The 24,653-nt window shown below is 59.7% G+C and carries 18 protein-coding genes and 1 tRNA gene; 15 read left to right on the forward strand and 4 right to left on the reverse strand.

Features of this window, described 5'->3' with window-relative positions:
- Positions 1-137: 137 nt before the first annotated feature.
- From DXC18_RS08425 to DXC18_RS08440, 4 genes are all read left to right on the forward strand, one after another.
- Complete coding sequence (locus tag DXC18_RS08425; protein WP_117716883.1) at positions 138-2,780, forward strand: ATP-dependent Clp protease ATP-binding subunit; 2,643 nt, start codon at positions 138-140, stop codon at positions 2,778-2,780.
- Between the two features lie 160 nt (positions 2,781-2,940).
- The gene (locus DXC18_RS08430; RefSeq protein WP_199412250.1) at positions 2,941-3,264 is read left to right on the forward strand and encodes a type II toxin-antitoxin system RelB/DinJ family antitoxin; all 324 of its coding nucleotides are present in this window, start codon (positions 2,941-2,943) and stop codon (positions 3,262-3,264) included.
- Positions 3,261-3,782 (forward strand): PIN domain-containing protein, encoded by a 522-nt coding sequence (locus DXC18_RS08435; protein WP_117716884.1) that lies wholly within the window; start codon positions 3,261-3,263, stop codon positions 3,780-3,782. The genes DXC18_RS08430 and DXC18_RS08435 overlap by 4 nt, the downstream gene beginning before the upstream one ends.
- Before the next feature lie 148 nt (positions 3,783-3,930).
- Positions 3,931-5,388, forward strand: coding sequence for an aminoacyl-histidine dipeptidase (locus DXC18_RS08440; RefSeq protein WP_117716885.1), 1,458 nt, complete (start codon positions 3,931-3,933; stop codon positions 5,386-5,388).
- Between the two features lie 127 nt (positions 5,389-5,515).
- Here the strand turns inward: DXC18_RS08440 and DXC18_RS08445 are convergent, their stop codons facing one another.
- The 3 genes from DXC18_RS08445 to DXC18_RS08455 all read right to left on the reverse strand — a co-directional run bounded on the left by DXC18_RS08445 (position 5,516) and on the right by DXC18_RS08455 (position 7,997).
- Positions 5,516-6,820, reverse strand: coding sequence for a type II toxin-antitoxin system HipA family toxin (locus DXC18_RS08445; RefSeq protein WP_117716886.1), 1,305 nt, complete (start codon positions 6,818-6,820; stop codon positions 5,516-5,518).
- Positions 6,821-6,823: 3 nt separating this feature from the next.
- Positions 6,824-7,294: a helix-turn-helix domain-containing protein gene (locus DXC18_RS08450; protein ID WP_117655053.1), complete on the reverse strand. Its 471-nt coding sequence runs from the start codon at positions 7,292-7,294 to the stop codon at positions 6,824-6,826.
- A gap of 124 nt (positions 7,295-7,418) precedes the next feature.
- Positions 7,419-7,997: a manganese efflux pump MntP family protein gene (locus DXC18_RS08455; RefSeq protein ID WP_117716887.1), complete on the reverse strand. Its 579-nt coding sequence runs from the start codon at positions 7,995-7,997 to the stop codon at positions 7,419-7,421.
- Between the two features lie 253 nt (positions 7,998-8,250).
- On the opposite strand from DXC18_RS08455, the gene disA reads away from it, so the two are divergent.
- The 6 genes from disA to DXC18_RS08485 all read left to right on the forward strand — a co-directional run bounded on the left by disA (position 8,251) and on the right by DXC18_RS08485 (position 13,682).
- Positions 8,251-9,291, forward strand: a complete 1,041-nt coding sequence (disA, locus tag DXC18_RS08460) for a DNA integrity scanning diadenylate cyclase DisA (RefSeq protein ID WP_369831362.1) — start codon at positions 8,251-8,253, stop codon at positions 9,289-9,291.
- On the forward strand, positions 9,291-10,019 hold the full coding sequence (gene ispD, locus DXC18_RS08465) for a 2-C-methyl-D-erythritol 4-phosphate cytidylyltransferase (RefSeq protein ID WP_117716888.1): 729 nt from the start codon (positions 9,291-9,293) through the stop codon (positions 10,017-10,019). The genes disA and ispD overlap by 1 nt, the downstream gene beginning before the upstream one ends.
- Complete coding sequence (ispF, locus tag DXC18_RS08470) at positions 10,009-10,503, forward strand: 2-C-methyl-D-erythritol 2,4-cyclodiphosphate synthase (protein ID WP_117716889.1); 495 nt, start codon at positions 10,009-10,011, stop codon at positions 10,501-10,503. Before ispD ends, ispF begins: the two co-directional genes overlap by 11 nt.
- 3 nt (positions 10,504-10,506) lie before the next feature.
- Positions 10,507-11,973, forward strand: coding sequence for a cysteine--tRNA ligase (gene cysS, locus DXC18_RS08475; RefSeq protein WP_117716890.1), 1,467 nt, complete (start codon positions 10,507-10,509; stop codon positions 11,971-11,973).
- Between the two features lie 143 nt (positions 11,974-12,116).
- Positions 12,117-13,001, forward strand: coding sequence for a 23S rRNA (guanosine(2251)-2'-O)-methyltransferase RlmB (gene rlmB / locus DXC18_RS08480; RefSeq protein WP_117716891.1), 885 nt, complete (start codon positions 12,117-12,119; stop codon positions 12,999-13,001).
- A 3-nt stretch (positions 13,002-13,004) separates the two neighbouring features.
- Positions 13,005-13,682, forward strand: a complete 678-nt coding sequence (locus DXC18_RS08485) for an NYN domain-containing protein (RefSeq protein WP_006234978.1) — start codon at positions 13,005-13,007, stop codon at positions 13,680-13,682.
- A gap of 27 nt (positions 13,683-13,709) precedes the next feature.
- On the opposite strand, the gene DXC18_RS08490 is transcribed toward DXC18_RS08485, so the two are convergent.
- A complete protein-coding gene (locus DXC18_RS08490; RefSeq protein ID WP_117716892.1) occupies positions 13,710-15,050 on the reverse strand; it encodes a DNA-binding protein in 1,341 nt (446 codons plus the stop codon).
- A 160-nt stretch (positions 15,051-15,210) separates the two neighbouring features.
- On the opposite strand from DXC18_RS08490, the gene DXC18_RS08495 reads away from it, so the two are divergent.
- The 5 genes from DXC18_RS08495 (at position 15,211) to DXC18_RS08515 (ending at position 24,643) form a co-directional block, all read left to right on the forward strand.
- Positions 15,211-15,285, forward strand: a tRNA-Thr gene (locus tag DXC18_RS08495).
- Positions 15,286-15,696: 411 nt separating this feature from the next.
- Positions 15,697-18,924 carry a helicase-related protein gene (locus DXC18_RS08500; protein WP_199408858.1) on the forward strand — a complete coding sequence of 1,076 codons (3,228 nt, stop codon included), beginning with the start codon at positions 15,697-15,699 and terminating at the stop codon, positions 18,922-18,924.
- The gene (locus DXC18_RS08505; protein WP_117583106.1) at positions 18,918-19,514 is read left to right on the forward strand and encodes a DUF4391 domain-containing protein; all 597 of its coding nucleotides are present in this window, start codon (positions 18,918-18,920) and stop codon (positions 19,512-19,514) included. Before DXC18_RS08500 ends, DXC18_RS08505 begins: the two co-directional genes overlap by 7 nt.
- 5 nt (positions 19,515-19,519) lie before the next feature.
- A complete protein-coding gene (locus tag DXC18_RS08510) occupies positions 19,520-21,481 on the forward strand; it encodes a site-specific DNA-methyltransferase (RefSeq protein WP_117583105.1) in 1,962 nt (653 codons plus the stop codon).
- A 9-nt stretch (positions 21,482-21,490) separates the two neighbouring features.
- Positions 21,491-24,643, forward strand: a complete 3,153-nt coding sequence (locus DXC18_RS08515; protein WP_117716893.1) for a type III restriction-modification system endonuclease — start codon at positions 21,491-21,493, stop codon at positions 24,641-24,643.
- Positions 24,644-24,653: the final 10 nt, after the last annotated feature.

Genomic DNA, 24,653 nt, shown 5'->3' on the forward strand with positions numbered 1-24,653 from the left:
GTAGACGTTGTCGCGCGGCTACGGGCAGGAAAGGTCCCAACGGTTAACATATACTCCATATGGGTAAAGAGACCAAAGCGCTGCCGCGGGGCGGCGCTTTGCGTTTGAAAAAACTAGCTCGTCTAAGAGGAACTAGCATGTTAGACCGTTTTACCGATCGCGCGCGCAAGGTCATGTCCATGGCCAAGCAAGAGGCGCTCGATCTTCATTCAAATAAGGTGGGTACCGAGCACCTGCTGCTCGCGCTTGCCAAGGAGGACGAGGGCATTGCCGCCGAGGCACTGCGTTCGCTCGACATCTCCTACGATGACATCATGGATACTCTCAAAGAGGTCCAGACCACGGTTCACGAGCCCAGTGAGGAGACCGAGGCCGCTAAGCTCGCCTTTACGCCGCTCGTCATTAGCGTGATGGAGCGTTCATTCCGCGTGGCGCGTGAGAACAACCAGACCTACGTGTCGACCGAGCACTTGCTGATCGGCATCGTCGAAGAGGGCAACGGCATGGCCATGGACATCCTCATGCGCTTGGGTGTGTCGTCCGCCTCCATCAAAAAGGCTATCGAGAAACTCACCGCCAAGGACCAGGACAAGAAGCGTCCGCTCGCCGGCGCCGGTGCTGGTCGTCCCGGTGCGGGCCTGCCGTTCTTTAGCGGCTCGGATGCCTCTCAGCAAAAGGGGAGTGGCACCGATACGCTTAAGCAGTTCGCGACCAACCTCACGCAGAAGGCGCGCGACGGCGAGCTCGACCCTGTAATTGGTCGCGAAAAGGAAGTCCAGCGTATGATGGAAATTCTTTCGCGCCGCACCAAGAACAACCCACTTATCCTGGGCGACCCCGGCGTGGGCAAGACGGCCATCGTCGAGGGCCTGGCACGGCAGATCGCTGCCGGCAATGTGCCCGAGAACCTTATGAACCAGAACATCTGGACGCTTGACCTGCCGGGTCTTGTCGCGGGCGCCAAGTATCGCGGTGAGTTTGAGGAGCGCCTCAAGAACGTGATCCAGGAGGCGACCGAGGCCGACGACGTCATTCTGTTTATCGACGAGATGCACACCATCATCGGTGCCGGTTCTGCCGAGGGATCCATCGATGCAAGCTCAATGCTCAAGCCCGTGCTCGCGCGTGGTGCCTTCCAGATTATCGGCGCCACCACGGCCGAGGAATTCCGCAAGTACCTCACCAAGGACCCAGCCTTCGAGCGTCGCTTCCAGACCATCGATGTCGAGGAGCCGAGCGTCGAGGACACGGTCAAGATCCTGACTGCGCTCAAGCCGCGCTACGAGGAGCACCACCACGTGCGTTACACGCAGGGTGCCATCGAGGCCGCTGCGAACCTCTCCAACCGCTACATTCAGGATCGCTTCCTGCCCGATAAGGCCATCGACCTCATTGACGAGGCCGGTGCCCGTGCTCGCATCGCCGCGAATCGCGCACCCGAGCCGGTGCGCGAGGCCGAGCATCGCATCGAGGAACTCAAGGCTGCCGCACAGGAGGCTACCGAGAGCGACGACATGAACAAGGCCGCCGAGATCACCGAGCAGCAGAAGGCCGCCGAGATTGAACTCGCCGAAGCCAAGGCCGCCTGGACCGCCGAGCTCGACGCCAGCCCGCTCACCATCGACGTGAGTCAGATTGCCGACATCGTGTCCGTGACCTCTGGCGTGCCGGTTTCCTCGCTCACCGAGAGCGAGAGCCGTCGCCTGCTGCAGACCGAAAGCGTGCTCAAGACCCGCATTATCGGCCAGGACGAGGCCGTCGAGGCCGTCGCCAAGGCCGTGCGCCGCAGCCGCTCGCCGCTCAAGGACCCGCGTCGCCCCGGCGGCAGCTTTATCTTCCTGGGCCCCACCGGCACAGGCAAGACCGAGCTCGCCAAGACGCTCGCCGAGTACCTCTTTGGCAGCAAGGACGCGCTCATCAGCTTCGACATGTCGGAGTTCGGCAGCGAGTTCGAGGTCTCCAAGCTTATCGGTAGCCCTCCGGGTTACGTGGGTCACGACGAGGGCGGTCAGCTTACCAAGGCCGTTCGTCGTCACCCGTATTCGGTCGTGCTGTTCGACGAGATCGAGAAGGCGCACCCCGACATCTTCAACATCCTGCTGCAGGTGCTGGAGGAGGGCCGCCTGACTGATAGCCAGGGCAAGACGGTCGACTTCCGCAATACCGTGATCATCATGACGTCCAACGTGGGCGCCCGCGAGATTGCGCAGGATGCGAGCGTGGGCTTTGGCACCACCGGCGAGCAGGGTCTCACGTCGAGTGAGATCCGCGGCCGCGCGATGGGCGAGCTCAAGCGCCTGTTCCGCCCCGAGCTGCTCAACCGCATCGACGACATCGTGGTGTTCCAGAAGCTCTCGGGCGAGAACCTGACCAAGATCGCTCACCTGCTGGTGGACGATCTGCGCCAGCGCCTGATTGCCAACGGCATGAACATCAAGCTCACCGATGCGGCCTATGACAAGATCGTGGCCGAGGGCACCGACCTCACCAACGGTGCGCGTCCGCTGCGCCGTGCTATTCAAAAGCTCATCGAGGACCCGCTGTCCGAGGAGCTTCTGGCCGGCGAGTGGGGTGAGGGCGATACCGTCCTGTGCGACGTGGCCGATGGCAAGTTTGTCTTTAGCCATGGCACGGGCGAGATCCCGGCACCGCGTCCGGCGGGCACGCTCGGTGGCGATACCGCCCCGGCGGCACCGCACACCGGCAACGCCGCGCCCGTGAGCGGCGGCGTGACCTCGGGCCCCGGCGGTATGATGCAAGCCGGCTCTGGTGCGCTGTAGGGATTAAACATACCTTGTATAACGGGGGCGTTTCCGATAAGGAAGCGCCCTCATTTCTATTGAAATGCGCTTCAATCTGCCGTGCTATACTAAAATCGAGATTTAGTATAGCAAAGGAGCTGATATGCCTACGTCAATACTCGACACGCGGCCAGTTCAGATGAACGTGCGTATAGATCGCCAGCTCAAAGAGGCGGGAGACGCCGTCCTGACTCATATTGGCATGACGCCGTCACAAGCCGTTCGGACACTTTGGGAGTATCTGGTCGTTAACGGACGCATGCCCTCGAAGGGAGACGCGGCGGCTCCGGTTTCTGACGGAGTGGAGCCCCGGCGCATGGAGTCAAGGGCCGCGCAAGGCAGCCATATCGTTCGCGATTCGTGCCTCAAATACGGCATCCCCATCCCTGAGTTCTCGGGAGACTATGACGACCTCTATGAGGAGGCCATGGCGGAGCGCTATCCCGAGTGGGTGGAACTATGAGCACAGAAGGCGTCCTCAAGCTGTTAATCGATACCAACGTATGGATGGATTATTTTTCTGGCAGGTCCGACCGTACGGCAAATGTCGTCCATCTGATCGAGATTGCCGACGCCTCGGAGCGGATTGCCCTGTTTGCCTCGTCGCTTTCGGTCAAAGACGTGTCATATCTTGTCTCGGCGGCAATCAAGCAGGAGTGCCGAAGAAAGACTGGCTCACTGAGCGCTAACGCCATTGCGGCGGCAGACGAAACGGCTTGGGCATGCGTTCGACAGATGCGCGAGCTAGCCCTCATCGCCCCGGTCGGTGCAGACGAGGTCTTCGACTCCTTTGTGTTCAAGTACCACCACAATGACTTTGAGGACGACCTGATGCTGGGCGTCGCCAATCGCATTGATGCCGATTACGTTGTGACGGAGGACAAGAATCTTATTAAACATACCAATGGTGTATGCATTAATGTTCAACAGGCGTTGAGGTTGGTTGAAGGGTCCAACGCCCCTTCGGCACGGCCCGTCTAGCCTGCTTTATCTTAATAAAGTGGCGTTTCCCCGCCGTTAGCCGATGATGCAAGGGCGCTCGGCGTTTTCGACTGGTTTATGCACGCAAAGTCTGGGAATATACAAGACGCATGTCTTACTGTCTAACCAGTTGCGCCAAGGAGGCACCATGGACTACAAGATTACCGGCTACGAGCCCGCCCAGCTGTTCCATTTCTTTGAGGAGGTCAGCGCAATCCCCCGTGGGTCTGGCAACGAGAAGGGCATCAGCGATTTCCTGGTTGCGTTTGCCAAGGAGCGCGGCTTCGATGTGTATCAGGACGAGGTCTACAACGTCATCATTCGCAAGCCCGCATCTGCCGGTGCCGAGAATGCCCCGACCGTGATGCTGCAGGGCCACATCGATATGGTGTGCGACAAGTTGGGTTCCGTTGAGCACGACTTTACGACCGACGGTATCGACCTGGTCGTCAAGGACGGCGTCCTCACCGCTAACGGCACCACTCTGGGCGCCGACAACGGTATCGCCGTCGCGCTTATGCTTACCGTGCTCAACGATGATTCGATTGCCCATCCGGCTCTCGAGTGTGTGTTCACCACCGACGAGGAGACTGGCCTGGTCGGCGCCGAGACGCTCGACAAGTCCCAGATTAGCGCCCGCACCATGATTAACCTTGACTCCGAGGAAGAGGGCGTTGCCACCGTCAGCTGCGCCGGCGGCGTCGTCGTTACCTACACCTGCCCGATCGCGCGCGAGCACAAGACCGGTAGCACCCTCACGCTCGACATCTCCGGCCTTCTGGGCGGTCACTCCGGCAGCGATATCCACCTGGAGCGCGGCAACGGCAACCTCATCATGGCCCGCATCATCGACCGCCTGATGGTCGCCGGCGAGCCCGCCATCGTCAGCTTCAACGGCGGCACTAAGGACAACGCCATCAACCGTGAGTGCAAGGCCGAGCTGGTTTACGCCGACCACGCTGCCGCCGAGGCCGCGGCCCAGATCGCAAAGGATATCATTGCCGACGTCACTGCCGAGCTCGAGGTCTTCGACCCCGGCTTTACCTGCACCGTCGAGATTGCCGACGACGCCGAGGTCGAGGCCATGGACCAGAAGTCCGCGCTTGCCCTCATCCGCGCTCTGCGTCTTGCCCCTAACGGCGTGATTCGCCGCAACGTCGCCACCGACGGCTCCGTCGAGGTTTCCTCCAACATCGGCGTGGTCGCCACCTCTGACGACCAGGTCAAGATCATGCTGTCCCCGCGCTCCTCGATCACCTCGCTACAGAACGAGTTCAAGGACCGCCTGCAGACGTTGGCCGATGTCTTGGGCTTCGACGCCAAGTTTGAGTTCGAGTATCCCGGCTGGAGCTATGCCGAGCATTCGCCGGTCCGCGACGTCTTTGTCGAGAGCTATCGCGAGCTCTTTGGCTCCGAGCTGCGCATCGAGTCCATTCACGCCGGCCTTGAGTGCGGCCTGTTTGCCGAGGCCCTGCACGGCCTGGACGCCATCGCCGTGGGCCCGACGCTCTCCGATGTCCACACCCCGGACGAGAGCATGGAACTCGCTTCTGCCGAGCGCTTCTACGAGCTGCTCATCGACGTCCTCAAGCGTCTCGCTGCGTAAAGGTTGCGCTAGCAGCAGTCCGAGCCACGTGCTAGCGGATTGCAAATGACATTACGAGAGGGGGTACCCGGTCTTTTGCGACAGGTGTCCCCTCTCTTCTTTTAAGAAATGGGAAATTGATTGGCGTCTAGCCCATATCCGCCCTGATGAGGTCGAGGGTTCGCTGGCAGTTTTCGCGGACGGGGCCGAGCATATGATCGCGCAGGTCCGCCATGCCGGGCAGGTCGGCGTATTCGTCCATGACCTCTTCCATGCAAATGGGTACCTCGTAGGCGAGGTCCATCATGGTCGCAAAGCAAAACTTCTCGGATAGCCCGGCATCGGTGAGCGCCGTCTCCAGCGCGGGGTCGCCCATACCGTGGTATCGGCGGATAGCACCTGGACCGATGCGCCCCACACGATTTTCGCCGCCAACGCTCATAGCAAGGCGTGCCCGACGTCGCATGCTCTCATACGCCAAGCCCGAAGCGACATCGTACATTCGAGCCATCATGGCTGCGCCGTCGTTTCCAAGGAGCAGGGAATAGTTTTTCGCATGCGCATCCGGTGCGCCGATAATGGCGTTGAAGAACAGTATCTGCGTAAACAGATGCAGGTTAAGTTGATGGTGGCTCGTAGTTACGAGGAGCTCTTGAATGTCGCGTGTGGTCGGGCCGCCGTCTGCCGTGTACTTTTGGGCGGGCATCACCCCAAGTGCCTGACAGAGGTCTTCTTGATGTAGGCGCCTGATCGTTCCGTCTTCGACTTTCACGCGGTCATAGCGCTCAACAATGAGGGTAGGTTCGTCCTCAAACATACGATATTCGACGTTTGCCGTTGCGATACCGGCTCGCTGGGCGCTTTTCATGCAGACAAACTCATTGAGAGCCTCGAGTTTAAATCCGTTAACGCCATTTTTGAAAATATGCGTCGTGGGCGAGGAGCCCATGCATTCGCACCAGCGGCCGTTAATGAACGCGAGCGCGAACTTGCCCTGGTTGCCTCCAAGTGACCAACTTTCATCTAGACCCATCCACGATGCATCGCGGTCATCTCTGATCGACTTGAGGCGGAGAGCAATTTCGTGGTCGTCTATAGGGCGGTAATCGCCAGCGCGATGCAGGACGGCGTCGGCATCTTCTTCGGCATAAAACTGCACTCCGCCCGGACAGTCGAGTCCGATATGGCTGAGCAACGCAACGGGATTGTTGGGCCTAACGTCGAATTCGGCGGCAATCGCTTTTCGCTGGTCCTCGCTGTCGGGTAGAAGGCCAAACAGGTACGGATTCATGACCTGTTGTCCGTATGTGCGATTCGATACGGGTATGTTGGTCGATAGGGCTGGCCCGTCATAGTCATGATCGTAGGTAAAGCTGATAAGACCGTTCTCATCTTGCGTGAGCGTTCCCGCAGGTACGCCGCAAATAATGGTCCGAAGTGATGTTCTGGCCATTGGCTATTTCCCTTCGGGCTTGGTTTGGTTAGATGCGTTTGCGGCAATCGAGACTCCGAGATTGGACATGACGAAATCGGCGAATATCTCGTCGTAAAGTGCGGATGTAAAGGGGGCATCTGCAAGAGCCGGAATGGCGGTACTACGACTGTTGCGATGATGGGGACGTTGAGTGTGATGGCGCCTGGGGATGCTGCGAGGCAGCGGATTGGCATGCGGAGCGTCGACTGGTCGCTCATTTTTTGCTTCGCCGATATCCCCTTGAGCGGCGAGTGCTAGTCCAAGAGCATTGAAAATCGTCAGCAGCTTGTCGAGTCGAATGCCAGTGGCGTCTCCTAGCTCGAGCGATGCGAGCAGGCGCTCCGAAACACCGGCTTTTTTAGCGAGGGCGGCACGGGTGAGACCCTGAGCCTCGCGTGCCTGACGCACATAGATGCCAGCTTGCCGCGGTGTGGTGATGGGAAGGGTATCCATGGTGATCTCCTAACGTGCAGACTTTTGCATATCAGTATGACATGCAAAAGTCTGCACGAAAAGGCATTATGCAAAACTCTGCATGAGACCTCTACATTGACGTTGAGCTTATGAGAGGCGTTTTTTATATCGCGAGAATCCCCAGATGCTCAAGCAAGATCTTAAGCCCGATGAAGATGAGCACGACGCCACCCACGATGGTGGCAGGCTTTTCGTAGCGCGCGCCAAAGGTGTGGCCGATCGCTACGCCGGCGACGGAGAAGATAAAGGTCGTGATGCCGATGAGCGACACGGCGGGCATGATGTCGACCGAGAGCGCGGCAAATGAGATGCCTACGGCTAGGGCGTCGATTGAGGTGGCGATGGCGAGGATCAGGTACTCGCCCAGGTCAATCTTTTCGGCATCCTTGCCGTCGCCTTCATCCTCGTCCTCGGTAGAGGCCTCCCACAGCATTTTGCCGCCAATGAAGGCGAGCAGGATAAAGGCGATCCAGTGGTCGATGGGGCCGATGATGCCCATAAACTGGCTGCCAAGCGCCCATCCGATCACGGGCATGCCGGCCTGGAAGCTGCCAAAGAACAGGCCGAGCACTACGGTGACCTTAAGGTTGATCTTCTTCATGCCAAGGCCCTTGCAGATGGATACGGCAAAGGAGTCCATCGAAAGGCCAACGGCGAGCAGCACGAGCTCTGCGAGTCCCATAGTCTGGCTCCCTCTCTGCGGGCGGGCCCGCGTGTACCTCTTGGGGGAGCAACATAAAGACTAACCTTGGCACATGGTTGAGTGGGTAGTCAAAAGAGCCCGTCCCAAATTAGCTATCTTAGCGGTGTTCGCTCATTCTGTAAGCATCGGATTTCGCGAGCGCCGCGGGGACAAACCGTGAGAAACTATTTAGCGTTTATGGAGCGTATACGATGGGAGCGATGCCTTGGATAAGAACGAGCTGCAAAAGCGTATGGAACAGGCCATCCGTCTGACGGCACCTGGTCAGCCGATCCGCACTGCCCTCGACATGATCATCGCCGGTCACCTGGGCGCCCTTATCTGCGTTGGCGACACCGAAAACGTGCTCGCTGCCGGTAACGACGGCTTCCCGCTCAACATTTCGTTCACCTCGAACCGTCTGTTCGAGCTCTCCAAGATGGACGGCGCCATCGTCATCGACGGCGACCTCACCCAGATCCTGCGCGCCAACTTCCATCTCAATCCCGATCCCTCGCTTGCCACGAGCGAGACGGGCATGCGTCATCGCACCGCCGCTCGCATGTCGGTGCTCACCGATGCCATTGTGATCTCGGTCTCGGCCCGTCGTGCCGTCGTCAACGTGTACGTTCACGGCAAGAGCTACGAGATCCAGCCCGTCACCACCATCATGAGCTCGGTCAACCAGCTCGTCGCCACGCTCCAGACTACCCGTCAGTCGCTCGACCGCTCCCTGCTGCGCCTGACGGCCCTCGAGCTCGACGACTACGTTACGCTCGCCGACATTACCGGTATTTTCTCGAGCTTCGAGATCATGCAGCAGGCAAAGACCGAGCTTAAGGATTGCATCGTCAAGTTGGGCAACCAGGGCAAGCTCGTGCAGATGCAGCTCGAGCAGCTCGCGGGCTCCAGCATGGATACCGAGTATGACCTGATGATCCGCGACTACGCAAGTGATTCTTCCGAGGCTAATGCCGAGAAGATTCGCGCCAACCTAAGCCGTATGACACCTAAGGACCTGTCCGACCCACAGCATGTGGCGGCGGTTCTGGGTTACGACGACCTGGACGAGGACTCCGTCATGACACCGCTGGGCCTGCGCACGCTTTCGCGCGTGTCCGTCGTGCGCGACGGCGTGGCCGAGAAAATCGTCGACGAGTATGGATCGCTGCAGGAGCTCATGGACGACATCAGCGAGGATCCGGAGCGCCTGGGCGACTTTGGCGTTAACAACCCTGCCATTCTTGCGGACTCCCTGTACCGCATGAAGGGCACCAAACAGGGGAACGCATAATGGCTCCCGTATGCGCCGTGGTCGTTGCCGGCGGCAGCGGCCAGCGCTTTGGAAATCCCGGCGGCAAGCAGCTCGTTAACGTGGCGGGCCGTCCGCTCATGAGCTGGTCTATCCGTGCGTTCGATCGTAGCGACAAGGTCGGTCACATCGTGGTGGTGTGTCCTGCCGAGCGTCGTGTCGAGATGCGCCGCCTGGCCATCAGCCCGTATTCGTATAGCACGCCCATCAGCTTTGCCGATGCCGGCGATACCCGCCAGGACTCCACCCGTGCCGGCGTGCATGCGGTACCGGCGGGTTTCGAATATGTCGCCATCCACGACGGCGCCCGTCCGCTCATCACGACCGAGGCCATCGATCACGCGATCGACGTGCTTGTGGGTGACCGCTCGCTCGACGGCGTCGTGTGCGGCCAGCCCGCGATCGACACGCTCAAGATCGTCGACGGCGACAATATCGTCGAGACGCCGCCGCGCGAGCTCTATTGGGCCGCGCAGACGCCGCAGATCTTTAGCGTCGATGCTATGAAGCGCGCCCACGCTGCAGCCATTGCCGAGGGCTTTATCGGTACCGACGATTCGTCACTGGTCGAGCGCATGGGTGGGCGCGTCCGCTGCGTCCAGAGCCCGCGCGATAACCTTAAGGTGACGGTGCCCGAGGACCTGCGCCCCGTAACCGCGATTCTGCTTGGCCGTATGGCCGAGGGAGAGGACCTTCCCCATGTTCAGTAACCTGCGCATTGGCCACGGCTACGACGTCCACCGTTTGGTGGAGGGGCGTCGATGTATCATCGGCGGGGTCGACATTCCCTACGAGCGCGGCCTGCTGGGCCACTCGGATGCCGATGTGCTTGCGCACGCCTTGGCCGACGCCATTCTGGGCGCCTGCCGCGGGGGAGACATCGGCAAGCTATTCCCCGACACCGATTCCGCCTACGAGGGTGCCGATTCGATGGTGCTGCTCGCTCGCGTGATGGACTATGCGCGCGAGTTGGGCTTTGAGTTTGTCGATGCCGATTGCACCATTGCCTGTCAGCAGCCCAAGATCACCCCGCACCGCGATGCCATGCGCGCCAACCTTGCCCATGCCTTGGGCGTTGACGTCGAAAACGTGGGCGTCGCCGCCACTACGACCGAAAAGCTCGGTTGGGAAGGCCAGGGCGAGGGAATCGGTGCCTGGGCCGTCTGCCTGCTACAGAAAACCGTTAAGGAGTAACGAATGCGTATCTACAATAGCGCTACCCATAAAAAGGAAGAGTTCCAGCCCATCGAGTCCGGCAAGGTCAGCATGTACGTGTGCGGCCCCACGGTCTACGACAACATCCACATCGGCAATGCCCGCACGTTCATCAGCTTTGACGTGATTCGTCGCTGGCTCATCGCGAGCGGCTACGAGGTCACGTTCGCCCAGAACCTCACCGATGTCGATGACAAGATCATCAAGCGCGCCAACGAGCAGGGCCGTACGGCTGCCGAGGTCGCGACGGAGTTCTCCGACAAGTTCATCGGCGTCATGCGCGCCGCCAACGTGCTCGATCCCGATGTGCGCCCCCGCGCCACCAAGGAGATCGGCCCCATGATCGCCATGATCAAGACGCTTATCGAGCAGGGCCACGCTTACGCAGCCGATAACGGCGATGTGTACTTTGCCGTGCGCAGCGATCCCAACTATGGTCAGGTCTCGGGCCGCAACATCGACGACCTTATGGTTGGCGCGCGCATCGAGGAGAACGAGGACAAGAACGACCCGCTCGACTTTGCCCTGTGGAAGGCCGCCAAGCCCGGCGAGCCCAGCTGGCCGAGCCCCTGGGGCGAGGGCCGTCCCGGCTGGCACACCGAGTGCGCCGCCATGGTGCACCGCTACCTGGGCACCCCGATCGACATCCACGGCGGCGGCTCCGATCTTGCCTTCCCGCATCACGAGAACGAGTGCGCCCAGGCCACCTGCGCCTGGCACCAGGGCTTCTCCAACACCTGGATGCACACGGGCATGCTGCTGGTAGACGGCGAGAAGATGTCCAAGTCGCTCGGCAACTTCTTTACGCTGGCCGAGGTGCTCGAGCAGCACTCCGCTGCCGCCCTGCGCCTGCTGATGCTGCAGACGAGCTATCGCTCGCCGCTCGACTTTTCTTGGGAGCGCCTGGAGGGTGCCGAGAACTCGCTCACGCGTATCGCCGGTACGGTCGAGAACCTGCGCTGGGCCGCGAACCATGCGACGGCCGACGCCGATGAGGCAGCATCCGAGGCGTTTGCCTCCAAGGCCGCCGAGACCCGTGCCACCTTTAAGGAGTGCATGGACGACGACTTTAACACCGCCGGCGCCATGGGCGCCGTCTTTGGCTTTGTGACCGAGTGCAACCAGTACCTGGAGCAGGCGGGCGACGCTGCCGACAAGGCCGCCGCGCTTGCCGCCGCCGATACGCTGGTCGAGCTGCTCGACACATTTGGCGTTGAGCTTCCCGAGCCCAAGGTCGAGCTGCCGCTGGGCCTGCTGGGCGTTGCCGCCGGCCTAGTCGCCTACACGGGTGACGACGTGGACGAGGCCGCTGCCAAGATTCTCGAGGCCCGCGCCGAGGCCCGCGCCGCCAAGAACTGGGATCTGGCCGACGCCATCCGCGACCAGCTCAAGGACCTCGGGCTGACGATCGAGGATACTGCCGCTGGCACCCGTATTAAGAGTCTCTAGTATTTGTCGACCGTTCGAGGTGCGGCAGATTGCCTTGAAAGAGGAGGGCATAGACCTGGTGGTCATGCCCGACGATTGAAAGGCAAGGTGCCGTGGCTCGGACGGTCGATTCTTGTTCGTTATCTATTTAAGGAGGCCGTTATATGGCCGACAATCGCAAGCGTGCATCGCGTGGGGGCAAGCAGGCTGCTTCTGGCTCGCGTCCGATTCGCCGCAACGACCGCGCTGCCGCTCCCAAGGGCCAGCGCGAGCGTAGCCGCGATAACGTCCAGGTTCCCAAGGGCGAGTTTATCGAAGGTCGTCGTGCTGCCGCCGAGGCGCTGCGCACCGGTTTTCCCGTCAAGTGCGCGCTCATTGCCGAGGGCGGGGAGCGCGATGCCGCTCTGTCTCGTCTGGTCGACGACCTCAACGCCGCGGGCGTCCGCATTAAGTATGTGCAGCGCGCGCAGCTCGACGCACTGTCGAGCCATGGCGCTCACCAGGGCATCGCGCTCGAGGTTGGCAACTTCCCCTATGCCGATGTCGCCGATATTCTCGACCGCGCGGGCGACAGTCCGGCGCTCGTCATCGTGCTCGACCATGTGACCGATGACGGTAACTTTGGCGCCATCGTGCGCTCTGCCGAGGTCGTGGGCGCCGCGGGCGTCATCATCGCCAACAAGCGTGCCGCCGGCGTGACCGTGGGCAGCTACAAGACTTCAGCCGGCGCCGTCATGCATCTGCCTATCGCGCAGGTGCCCAACATCGCCCGTGCGCTCGACGATCTTAAGGCCGCTGGCTTTTGGGTGGGCGGCGCTTCCGAGCACGCCGAGGGCAGCTGCTGGGATGCTCCCTTCGAGGGCCGCGTGGCGCTCGTCATGGGCTCCGAGGGTGATGGCATCTCGCGTATGGTGCTCGAGAAATGCGACTTTTTAACCAAGCTTCCCCAGCGCGGCATGACCGAGAGCCTCAACGTTGCCCAGGCGACCACGGCGCTGTGCTTTGAGTGGCTGCGTCGCAACGCCGGCGAGCTCATGGGGGAGGAGTAGCGCATGTCCAAGAAGAACCGCGCCAAGTCCAAGGCCAAGCGCTTTGGCGAGGGCTCGGCCAAGCCGATTGTTTCGGCCGCGACCTATGGCGTGGGCGGCAATGCGTTTGCGCAGGCCATCGCCGATCCGGTCTCGACGGTGCACTCCAACAAGCCCGAGCTGCTTGTGGTTGACGGTTACAACGTGATCCACTGCACGCCGCGCTACGAAAAGCTCGTGTACGACCATTCCGACGATCCATATTCCAGCGACGTTCACGATATGGCGCGCACCGCCCTCATCAACGACGTCGCCGCCTTTGCCCAGGGCCGCTACGAGGCCGTGATCGTGTTCGACGGTGCGGGCAATATCTCCAGCGAGCGCCCCAACCTGCCGGCCCGTGGCGTGCGCATCGAGTTTTCGCCGACGGGTGTCTCTGCCGATACCGTGGTGCAGAAGCTCTGCATTGAGGCGCGCGAGGAAGGTCGCGCGTGCTCCGTGGTGTCGAGCGACGGCACGATCCAGGCCGTCGTCATGGGCAAGGGAGTCACGCGCATCTCGAGCCGCATGCTGGTGGACGAGATCAAGCAGATCGATAACGACGTTCACGAGGCAGAGGAAGCTCCGCAGATCAAGATGACCCTGGGCAGCCGCCTGAGCCCCGATGCCCTGGCAAAGCTCAAGGCCCTCCGCGGGAGGTAGGGGAGCTGACGGTGCGACGCTGTCTCGCTAACTCCATTCAGCGATGTCGATCATTCTACGGAGGCGCCATGTAAGTGCCTCTTTTAGATATGGCAGCCTTGCCGTGAGCGCGTCGTTTCTGGACAGAATCTCGAGTGCCTCGTCAACGAAGCCTTCGAGTTTGTCGCCGTCAAACCAGCTCATATCCTCAACAAGCAGCATTTGTTTCGCGGGGCTTGAATGAAACTGCGCGCTGGTAAAACTGTGCTCTCCTGCCCGAAGCTCCTCAAGAGAAATGTTGCACCAGAGCGATGAGCCCGAATCGAAGATGGGGGCAGGTCTGCAGGTTAGCGTGTTGACGTTTCGTACAAGGCCAAAGTTACGCCAATGGCGGTCATAGTTGGCGATGATGTCGTCGCATACAATCATGCGGTCAAGGGCATCCTTGACGCCTGTCACCCCGAGCTCTTCGCAGTTTGCTACATATCGCTCGTAGTCGGTTATCCGGTCGTCCGCATTTGCGTGCTGGTTTACATAGAACGCAGGGACATATTCTTCTTCGTCAGTTAAGAAGACATCGCATGTGCTCAGGGCAGAAGTACCTGCGCCTTCGAGCGAATAGGGTACATAATCGCAAGCGTTTAGGATGCGACGGTGAAGTGCAGTCGCCACCAGCTCGTTATAAGGTTCCTGGTTTAGATGTGCACCTGCTTTGTGGAGGATTCGACGGTCACCCTCGCACGTCCAATACTTTTGAAGATTGCCGTCCGAGGTGTTGTCGGGCTTTGCAGCAGCTGCCTTACCCTCTGGGGCGAAGGGCGCGATGGACAGAGAGACGTCGTCAAAAGCATTATTGAAGAAGTTAATATCTTTCCACGCGAGACCGGAGCCTTGGGGTCTAATCCAATACTGGTCGGATAAGGAGAGGCCAAGATTTCGCTGTACGAGTTCATCGGGAACATCAACTGCGGCTTCTGCAAGCAGGGAGGCTAGCCCAATGCGTGCGAGCGGGATACCGCGGCCGCGCCACCAGATGCGGAAGGAGTCGAGCGATACAGGTTTGCTGGGAGTAAAAACTCCAATAGGGGCGTGGGCACGATCGACGTCGGCGCCGATGTGGGTGAAGTCTTTCCGTGATCTGCTGTAGACCAGCTGGGCCACTTCGTGCGTGCGGTTCATGAGGGTAAATGCGATTTCGCTTTTCCCATGCCCGCGACGAGGCCGTCCCCCTCTTTTGGTTGCGGAGCGGAGTCGCGTGTCTACGCTGTCTTTGTCGATAAGCCACACGCCAGAAGCCTTGCGGGCGGTCAGCGCGCCGTTCTTAATGAGCTCCTGCACCCTGCGCGGGGTGATGCCGAGCAGCTCGGCTGCTTCCTTTGTAGTTAACATCGCGAAACCCTTCGCCAGAACGAATAGTTTTTCTATTCCATTGTAATTAAAACTATTCGTTCTGACGAATAGTTTTGAGATGTGATCGGTCGAAGGGTCTGTTGCGCCCCGTCCGTAATTCCTTTATTCTTAACTGGCTTCGCGCGAAAGCGCCAAGCGTGCCAGTGTGGCGCAACGGTAGCGCAACTGATTTGTAATCAGTGGGTTGCAGGTTCGATTCCTGTCACTGGCTCCATGAGAGTTTCGGGCTCTGTTCCCTTGTGGAGCAGAGCCCGTTTCTTATTTTGGTGAGTTATCGGGCTCGACGTCCGTCTCGTTCCCCAATTTGTCTCAATCTATAACGCCAAGACGGCTTAATCGTTTCTAGCTGTTACAGATCGAGACGAAAGGTCGAGGATCGGTCCATTTATCTTGATCTGTAACAGACAGGAGAGGGATATCGGTCTAGGTGTTACAGATTGAGATGAAAGTCGCACGCCAATCCCCATACTTGTGGTACCGCGCTGACCGAATAATTGACATCCCCGCAAGGCGTTTTGCATGTCTCGGTTTAGACTGATAGCTTAAGTGCCGATAAGGCTCGACAGCGATGCAAGAAGCGGCGCCGAGCATTTTGTTCCCAGACGCTGCATTCGAAAGGCGTTTTATGAACCTGAAGAGCTTTGATAACCAAAACGAGCTGCTTAAAGATGGTCTTATTGAAGCAATCAATAACGGTGACCGTATTTCGGTTGCCGCGGCACTGTTCTCGATTTATGGATATGGCGAGCTCAAGAAGCAGCTGGAGTCTTGCGATTCCTTTCGATTTATCTATACGGAGCCGACGTTCTTATCCGTCAAGGCCCAAAAGGAGCAGCGTGAATACTACATCCCGCGCATGGGCCGCGAGAGCAGCATCGGCGGCACGGACCTCGAGATCAAGCTCAAAAACGAACTCAGGCAGAAGGCCGTCGCTCGCGAATGTGCCGAGTGGATCAGGCAGAAGGCAGAGTTTCGCTCATACCGGGACGCCAATCGCGCGGCCGGTGGCTATCTCGTCGTTGACAGTGCCGAGCCTGCGGCGTTCCAGCCTATCGAGGGCCTGACGACGTCCGCCCTGGGCACAACGCCCAGCAAGCAGCTCACCATGACTATGGGTATCCCGGGGGACATGGCGCGCCAGTACCTGTGCCAGTTCAATGCCGCCTGGGATTCGGGCGAGCTTGAGGACGTTACCCAAGCGGTAATCGACTCCATCTCCACAATGTATCGCGAGAACCCGCCCGAGCTGGTCTACTACGCAGCGCTCTACCGTATCTTCAGTGAGTTCCTCGAGGACGTCTCGGTGGATGACCTTGCAAAAGAGGGGACCGGCTTCAAGGAGAGCAAAGTCTGGAACCTGCTCTACGATTTCCAGCAGGACGCAGCGCTTGCCATTATCAACAAGCTCCAGACCTACAACGGCTGCATCCTCGCAGACAGCGTCGGCTTGGGCAAGACGTTCACTGCCCTCGCGGTCATTAAGTACTATGAGCTGCTCAACCGCAACGTGCTCGTGCTCTGCCCCAAGCGCCTTTCCGACAACTGGCTCACATACAAAAAGAACTACGTCAACAACCCCATCGCCGCCGATCGCCTGCGCTACGACGTGCTCTACCACACCGATCTGTCCCGTGACAAGGGACTGACGGTCGAGGGCAACGACCTCGAGAAGTTCAACTGGGGCGCCTACGATCTCGTCGTCATCGACGAGTCCCATAACTTCCGCAACGGTGCAGACACCTCGTCCAAGGTCGAGGACGAGACGCAGGGCAATCGCTTTGAGAGGCTCCTCAACAAGGTCATCAAGGACGGAGTCGAGACGAAGGTCTTGATGCTTTCGGCCACTCCCGTCAACAACAGGTTCCGCGATCTGCACAACCAGCTCAAGCTCGCCTATCAGGGCGATTCTGATGCGTGGTCGAAGAAGCTCGGACTCGACAAGCCGGTCGATCAGGTATTCCGCGATGCGCAGGGGGCGTTTCGCGACTGGTCCGAGCTGCCCGCGGCCGATAGGACCACGACGGCGCTGACGGATCGGCTCGACTTCAACTTCTTCCAGATTCTCGACCGCGTTACCGTCGCGCGCTCGCGCAGACATGTGCAGCGCTACTACGATGTATCCGCGATCGGCCCGTTCCCCAAGAGGCTTAAGCCGGTATCGTTGCGGCCGAGTCTGGCCACCTCGGACGAGGCGGGCACCTACTCGCAGATAGCCGACACACTCGCCTCGCTCACGCTCGCGGTCTACCTGCCCACGGTCTATCTCCATCCCAGCGCGGCGCCCAAGTACGCCGATGAGCATGGTCGCCCTCCCACCAGCGGCCGCGAGCAGGGAATGGTCAAGCTCATGTCCTCCATTCTGCTCAAGCGCCTGGAGAGCTCCGTCTACGCCTTTGAGATCACGCTGGGCAAGATCATCGAGGTCATTAGGCACAATCTAAAGGTTATTGAGGGCTATCGCGCCGGCGCGTCCGGCGCGTCGGTCGAGGGCGTCGAGACCTTTGAGTATGAGGAGGGGGACACCGACTTCACGGTCGGCACCAAGAGCAGGTTCTCGCTCGAGGACATGGACTGGATCAGCTGGGAGCGCGATATGCTCAAGGACCTCGAGGCGCTCGAGGACATCCGCCAGCTCATCGTTCCCATCGATGCCGAGCATGACGCGAAACTGGCCGAGCTCAGGCGCGTTATTGCGGACAAGGTCGAGAACCCCATAAACCCGGGCAACAAGAAGCTGCTGATCTTTACGGCGTTCGCGGACACGGCGGATTACCTCTACGAGAACATCGGCGCCTATGTCGAGGATCGCTACGGGCTCGAGGTGGCGGAGGTCGCCGGCGGCTCGCAGAGCGCCCGCTGCTCGGTCGAGGGCGTCCGCAACGACATGAACGAAGTCATCACCTGCTTCAGTCCCGTGTCGAAGGACCGCGACGTCGCGTATCCGAGGCTCAAGGGCAAGGACATCGACGTGCTCATCGCGACCGACTGCATCTCCGAGGGCCAGAACCTGCAGGACTGCGACTGCGTCATCAACTACGACATCCACTGGAACCCGGTGCGCATCGTGCAGCGCTTTGGCCGTGTCGACCGCATCGGCTCCAAGAACGCCTGCATCCAGCTCATCAACTTCTGGCCCGATGTTGAGCTCGACGAGTACATCAACCTCAAGGCGCGCGTGGAGAACAAGATGCATGCGTTGGTTATGGCGTCGACGGGCGACGACGACTACATCAACGAGGACGAGAAGGGCGACCTGGAATACCGTCGCCAGCAGCTCGAGCGCATGAAGGACGAGGTCGTCGACCTTGAGGACGCGCAGAGTGGTATCTCCATCACCGACCTCGGCCTCAACGACTTCCGTATGGACTTGGTCGAGTACCGGAAGGAGCATCCCGATATCGAAAACGTCCCATACGGCATCGAGGCGGTCGCCGCCGGCGAAGAGCCGGGCACGATATTTGTGCTGCGCAACGCGAACGGCAACATCGATCGCCTTTCCGGCAATCCCATCCACCCCTTCTACCTGGTGTACGTTGGCGAGGATGGGTCGATTCTGCATGGCTACGCCACGCCCAAGGACATCTTGGACGAGATGAGGCGAATCTGCCGAGGCGTCAAGGAGCCGGTCGAAGACCTGTGCCGTGCCTACAATGCCCAGACCGAAGACGGGCGCGACATGGCCGCCCAAACAGATCTGCTGGCAAGTGCGATCGGCTCCATCGTCGAGGGCAAAAACGAGTCCGATATCGACAGCTTTTTCAGCGGCGGGACGACCGGCTTTTTGGAAAACGACATCGAGGGTATCGACGACTTTGAGCTGGTGTGCTTCCTGGTGGTGAAAAAACCATGCTAGGACTTCCGGCAACAACCGAGGTGGGCAGGCGTCTGCCCAAAGAGGCCTTCTACCGCCACATGGACGTCGATGCCGCCACCCGGCGCGACCTTACGGGCGGCGTGGCGGCGATTGTCGTCGCAAACTCCATCAAACCGGCAACGACCAATATCGCCGACGGCAAGGCGGTGCACGAGATACTCGTGCTAAGGATCGATCCCAAAGGCGAGCGGGTGCCCGAGCGCGCCGTGCGCCTGGTGAGCAACGCGACGCCCAACAAGGCAGTGATTGTCGACAGCGGATCCGGCGATATCGCGATTTGCGAGGAGGGCCGTCTGCTGGAGACACGGGATATCGAGCGTCTTGCCTTGAACGGTTTCGACCTCGACATGGTGTGGGATTCCATGCTCGCTCAAGTCGCTTTGGGAGAATTCGATGGTCACGACGTCTGGGCGAGAATTGATCGCCGTGAGAAAATAGACGGGCTGCGCGCTGAGGTCTTCGCGCTCGATACCAAGGTCCGCAGAGAACGTCAAATAGCTCGAAAGAACGAGCTGTTTGCACAGATGAAACGGAAACAGGCCGAGCTTAGACGGCTTGAGGAGGAGTAGCAGTCATGGATAAGATCAGTCAGGAGACTCCCGACCTCACGCAGGAGAACATCGCCAAGATCGCTGCGCTCTTCCCCGATGCGGTGACCGAAGCTATGGACGCAGACGGCAAGGTCACGCTTGCCGTCGATTTCGATGCCCTGCGCGATGACCTCTCCGGCGAGGTCGTTGACGGTCCGCGGGAACGCTACCAGTTCACCTGGCCCGGCAAGCGCGAGGCCAAGCTCGAAGCGCGCCGCCCCATCAAGAAGACCATGCGCCCCTGCCCCGAGAAGTCCAAGGACTGGGACACCACCGAGAACCTCTACATCGAGGGTGACAACCTCGAGGCCCTCAAGATCATGCGCGAGACCTACGCCGGCAAGGTGAAGCTGATCTACATCGACCCACCCTACAACACGGGCCACGACTTCGTCTACGACGACGACTTCTCCAAGACACGCGCGGAATACGATGCCGAGAGCGGCGAGTACGACGAGGAGGGCGGCCGCCTGGTGGCCAACCCTGAGTCAAACGGCCGCTTCCACTCCGACTGGTGCTCAATGATGTACCCCAGGTTGATGCTGGCCAGGGACCTGCTGAGCGATGATGGCGCGATCTTCATCTCGATTGATGACAACGAGGAGCAAAATCTGCTTAAGATAGGTAACGAACTGTTCGGCTCGGGCAATTATGTGGGAAAGCTGTATGTGCAGGTCAATCCTCGTGGTAGAAATCTTGACCGTTATATTGCTAAAACAATCGAGCCGGTCCTTATCTGGGTCAAAAACTATACATGTGGAAACTCGCTAAACCTAATCCCCAAAGATTCCAGGATGTTGTCTGAGTACGACCGAAAAGATGACAAGGGCTCATATAGGGCAATTGGTTTAAGAAATCGAAATCAAAGCTTTAATCCGCAAACACGTCCAAACCTCTACTTTCCTTTATGGATATCCCCGGCTGATGGCTCGGTTGCCCTTGAGAAAGATGAAGCTCACTCAGTAGAACGTCTCCCGCTTGCCGCAGACGGAACTCCAACTTGTTGGACTTGGTCAAAATCGAAAATTCAATCAGAGAATAACTATTTATTCGGCGAACCGTGTGGTAATGAGTGGCGTGTGTATCGTAAGGATTATCTTGAGGAAGGTTCTGCCGCCTTCACGATGGCAAAGTCACTTCAGGCTGATGCGGAGTTTAACAACGACTATGGAAAGAAGCGAATTAAAGAGCTATTTGGATCGAACGTTATGAGCTTTCCCAAGCCCCCTGCTCTCATGAACCGCATTCTTGAAATCGGCTCTTCAAAAGACTCCTTGGTAATGGACTTCTTTTCTGGTTCAGCGACTATGGCCGATGCCGTCATGTCTTTGAACGCTGCTGACGGTGGCAAGCGTCGGTTCATTATGGTCCAGCTTCCGGAGGTTGTTGATGAAGCAACCGAAGCAGGAAAGGAAGGTTACACCACGATCTGTAACGTCGGCGAGGAGCGCATCCGCCGCGCAGGCGAGAAGATCAGGGCCGAGGTCGATGAGGCCAGCAGGCAGCTTGAGCTTGGCGCCGAGCCCAAGCCCGTGCCCGACATCGGCTTCCGTGTGCTGCGCGTGGATGAGTCCTGCTTCAAGGACGAGTACGCCGCGCCGGGGCAGTACGAGCAAGCCGCGCTCGACCTCTTCACCGACAACTCCGCTGAGGACGCCCTGCCGCTTGACCTCCTCTTCCAGGTCCTGCCGGCGTTTCGCATCGAGTACTCCGCGAAGATCGTCGAGCGCGAAATCGGCGGCAAGGCGTGCTTCGACGTCAACGGCGGCCAGCTTATCGCCTGTTTTGACGAGGATGTCGATACCGTGGCATTGGAGGCCATCGCCAAGGAGCGCCCGCTCTACGCCGTCTTCCGCGACGCATGCTTTTCCAACGATGCCGCCGTGGCAAACCTCGAGGAGCTCTTCAAAACCTTCAGTCCCGACACCATCCGTAAGGTGATCTAGGAGATCCGGATGCAGTTCAAGTTTAAAATCCAGCCTTATCAGACTGAGGCTGCTCGTGCGGTGACCGATGTCTTCGCCGGTCAGCCTAACTCTGGCGCCTCGCCCTATCTGCGCGACCTTGGTCGCGCGGCGGACGGCGACGGCACCGAGGCGCTGCCGGGCTTTGAGACGCAGGTCCAGGCATCTGAAGGCTACGCGAATGCCCCCATCGCCCTTGGGTCCGCCACGTTGCTCGAGAACATTCACAAGGTACAGCGCCGCAATCGGATCGTCGAGTCTTCGTCGCTTGCCACTGGTCCCGCTCCGGTAAACCTTGACGTGGAGATGGAGACGGGCACGGGCAAGACCTACGTCTATACCAAGACCATGCTCGAGCTCAACCGTCTCTATGGCTGGACCAAGTTCATCATCGTGGTGCCGTCCGTTGCCATTCGCGAGGGCGTCTACAAGTCTCTCAAGAATACCGAGCAGCACTTTTTTGAGCAGTACGGCAAGGCCATCCGCTACTTTGTCTACAACAGCGCTCGCCTGGGCGACATCGACCGGTTCTCGGCGAGTTCCGATATCAACGTCATGGTCATCAACATGCAGGCGTTCAATACGTCCATGAAGGAGGGCGGGCGCTCCAAGGAGGCCCGTATCATGTATTCCGAGCGCGATGAGTTCGCGAGCCGTCGCCCCATCGACGTGATCGCCGCCAACAACCCCATCGTCATCCTGGACGAGCCGCAGAAGATGGGCGGCAATGCCACCCAGGCCGGCATCGCCCGTTTCCGTCCCATCGCGTGTCTCAACTATTCCGCCACCCACAAGGTTACCCATGATGCCGTTTACGTGCTGGATGCGCTTGACGCATTCAACCAGCGCCTGGTCAAGCGCATCGAGGTCAAGGGCTTCGAACTCAAGAACATGCGCGGAACCGACGGCTACCTGTATCTTCAGGACATCAAGATTTCCAAGAATAAGCCGCCCCAGGCGGTCATCGAGTTCAAGAAACTCAACGCCTCGGGGTCCATCTCCAAACGTGCGCAGGGCTTCTACGAGCAGGACGACATCTATCCCGCGTCCGGCGAGCTCGAGGCGTACCGCGACGGGTTCACCGTGTCCGAGATCGTCCCGGACAGCGATGTTCAGCTGGGCTACGTCAAGTTCCTCAACGGCATCGAGCTCTGCCGCGGCGACGTTTACGGCGATTCTTCCGATCGCGACATGCGCCGAGTGCAGATCCGCGAGACCATCAAAAGCCATCTGGAGAAGGAGGAGGCGCTGTTCGCGCGCGGCATCAAGTGCCTGTCGCTCTTCTTTATCGACGAGGTCGCCAAGTACCGTGTCTACGATGATGACGGCGAGGAGGGCCTGGGCGAGTACGGCCGAATCTTTGAGGAGGAGTACGCGCGCGCCATCGACGAGTACGGCCGCGGGCAGCAGAACCTTGACGCCTCGCTCGATGCGGGTCTCGGGAAGGCGCGCCGTCGCTATCTGGAATGGCTGCGCGGCATCGATGCACATGAGACCCATAAGGGATACTTCTCCATTGACAAGAGGAGTCGTCGCCTGATCGACTCCAAGCTCAAGCGCAACAGCGATGAGTCCGATGACGAGAGCGCCTACGATCTCATCCTCAAGGACAAGGAGCGCTTGCTGTCGTTCGATGAGCCCACGCGCTTTATCTTTAGCCACTCCGCCCTGCGCGAGGGCTGGGACAACCCCAACGTGTTCCAGATTTGCACGCTCAAGCATTCCGACTCCGAGACCGGTAAGCGCCAGGAGGTGGGCCGCGGCCTGCGCCTGTGCGTGAACCGGGAGGGCGAGCGACAGGACCTGGAGGCGCTGGGCGAGCAGGAGGTGCAGCGCGTCAACACGCTCACCGTCATCGCCAGCGAGAGCTACAGCGACTTCACGAAGTCCCTGCAGAAGGACATCAACGATGCCCTGCGTGAGCGTCCCAAGGCGGTCACGGAGGAGTTCCTCAAGGGCTTTGCCGTTCAGGCGGACGAGGAGAAGACTTATGCGCTCACGCAGGAAGACGCGCACGATGTCTACTTCGCGCTCGTACAGCACGGCCTCATCGATCGCGAGGGCGTGCCCACGCAAAAGTTCAAGGAATCGGGGCTCACGTCCGTTACCGATGACGACTTGCCCGAGCATCTCTATGCCTATCGCAAGGATATCGAAGCGCTGGTGATGAGCGTCTACGACGAGCATGCGCTCGACGACTACATCCGTAACGGCAACGAGCCCAAGGTTCGCGAAAACCCGCTCAACGCCAACTTCGCGCGGGCGGAGTTCCAGGAGCTGTGGAACAAGATCAACTCCAAACATTCCTACACCGTCGATTTCGATGATGAGGAGTTGCGCGCCAAGGCGATCGACCGCATTAACCGCGAACTGTTTGTGGCCAAGGCGTCCTACGTCATGACGACCGCCGCGCAGCGCTCGACCCAGACGCGGGAGAATCTTGAGCGCGGCGAATCGTTCGGCGATACCACGAGGCGCGACTACGAGGTGGGCGAGGACGCCTCTGGCGTGACGTACGACCTGCTGGGCGAAGTCGCGACCGCTGCGCGCATTACGCGCAGAAGCGCAGCGGCGATCCTGAAGGGCATCGCCCCCGTCAAGTTCCGCATGTTCCGCGATAACCCCGAGGAGTTTATCGCCAAGGTCTCCCGTTGCATCCTTGCCGAGAAGGCGACGATGGTGGTCGACCACATTGCGTACCACAAGCTTGACGAGCGGTACGATTCCACCATCTTTGCCGAGCGCATGCCCGAGAACGTCGGCCGTGCGCTGGAGACGAGCCGCTGCATCCAGGACTACGTGTTCTGGGATTCCGAGGGTGAGCGCGATTTCGCACGAGATCTCGACTCTGCAGAGGGCAAGGTCGCGGTCTACGCCAAGCTCCCACGGTCTTTCAAGATTCCGACGCCGGTGGGCAACTACGCGCCCGACTGGGCCATCGCGTTCGAGAAGGGGAGCGTGCGCCACGTGTTCTTCGTCGCGGAGACCAAGGGCAGCATGGACAGCCTCACGCTGCGCGATATCGAGCGCGGAAAGATCGCCTGCGCCCGCAAGCTCTTCAATGAGTTCTCGGACGAGGACGTGCGTTATGACGTGGTGCACAGCTATGAGGATTTGCTGACCGTGATCCAGGGAACGGAGTAGCCCCAGATTC

Source organism: Collinsella sp. OM08-14AT (assembly GCF_003438115.1).
Lineage (GTDB): Bacteria > Actinomycetota > Coriobacteriia > Coriobacteriales > Coriobacteriaceae > Collinsella.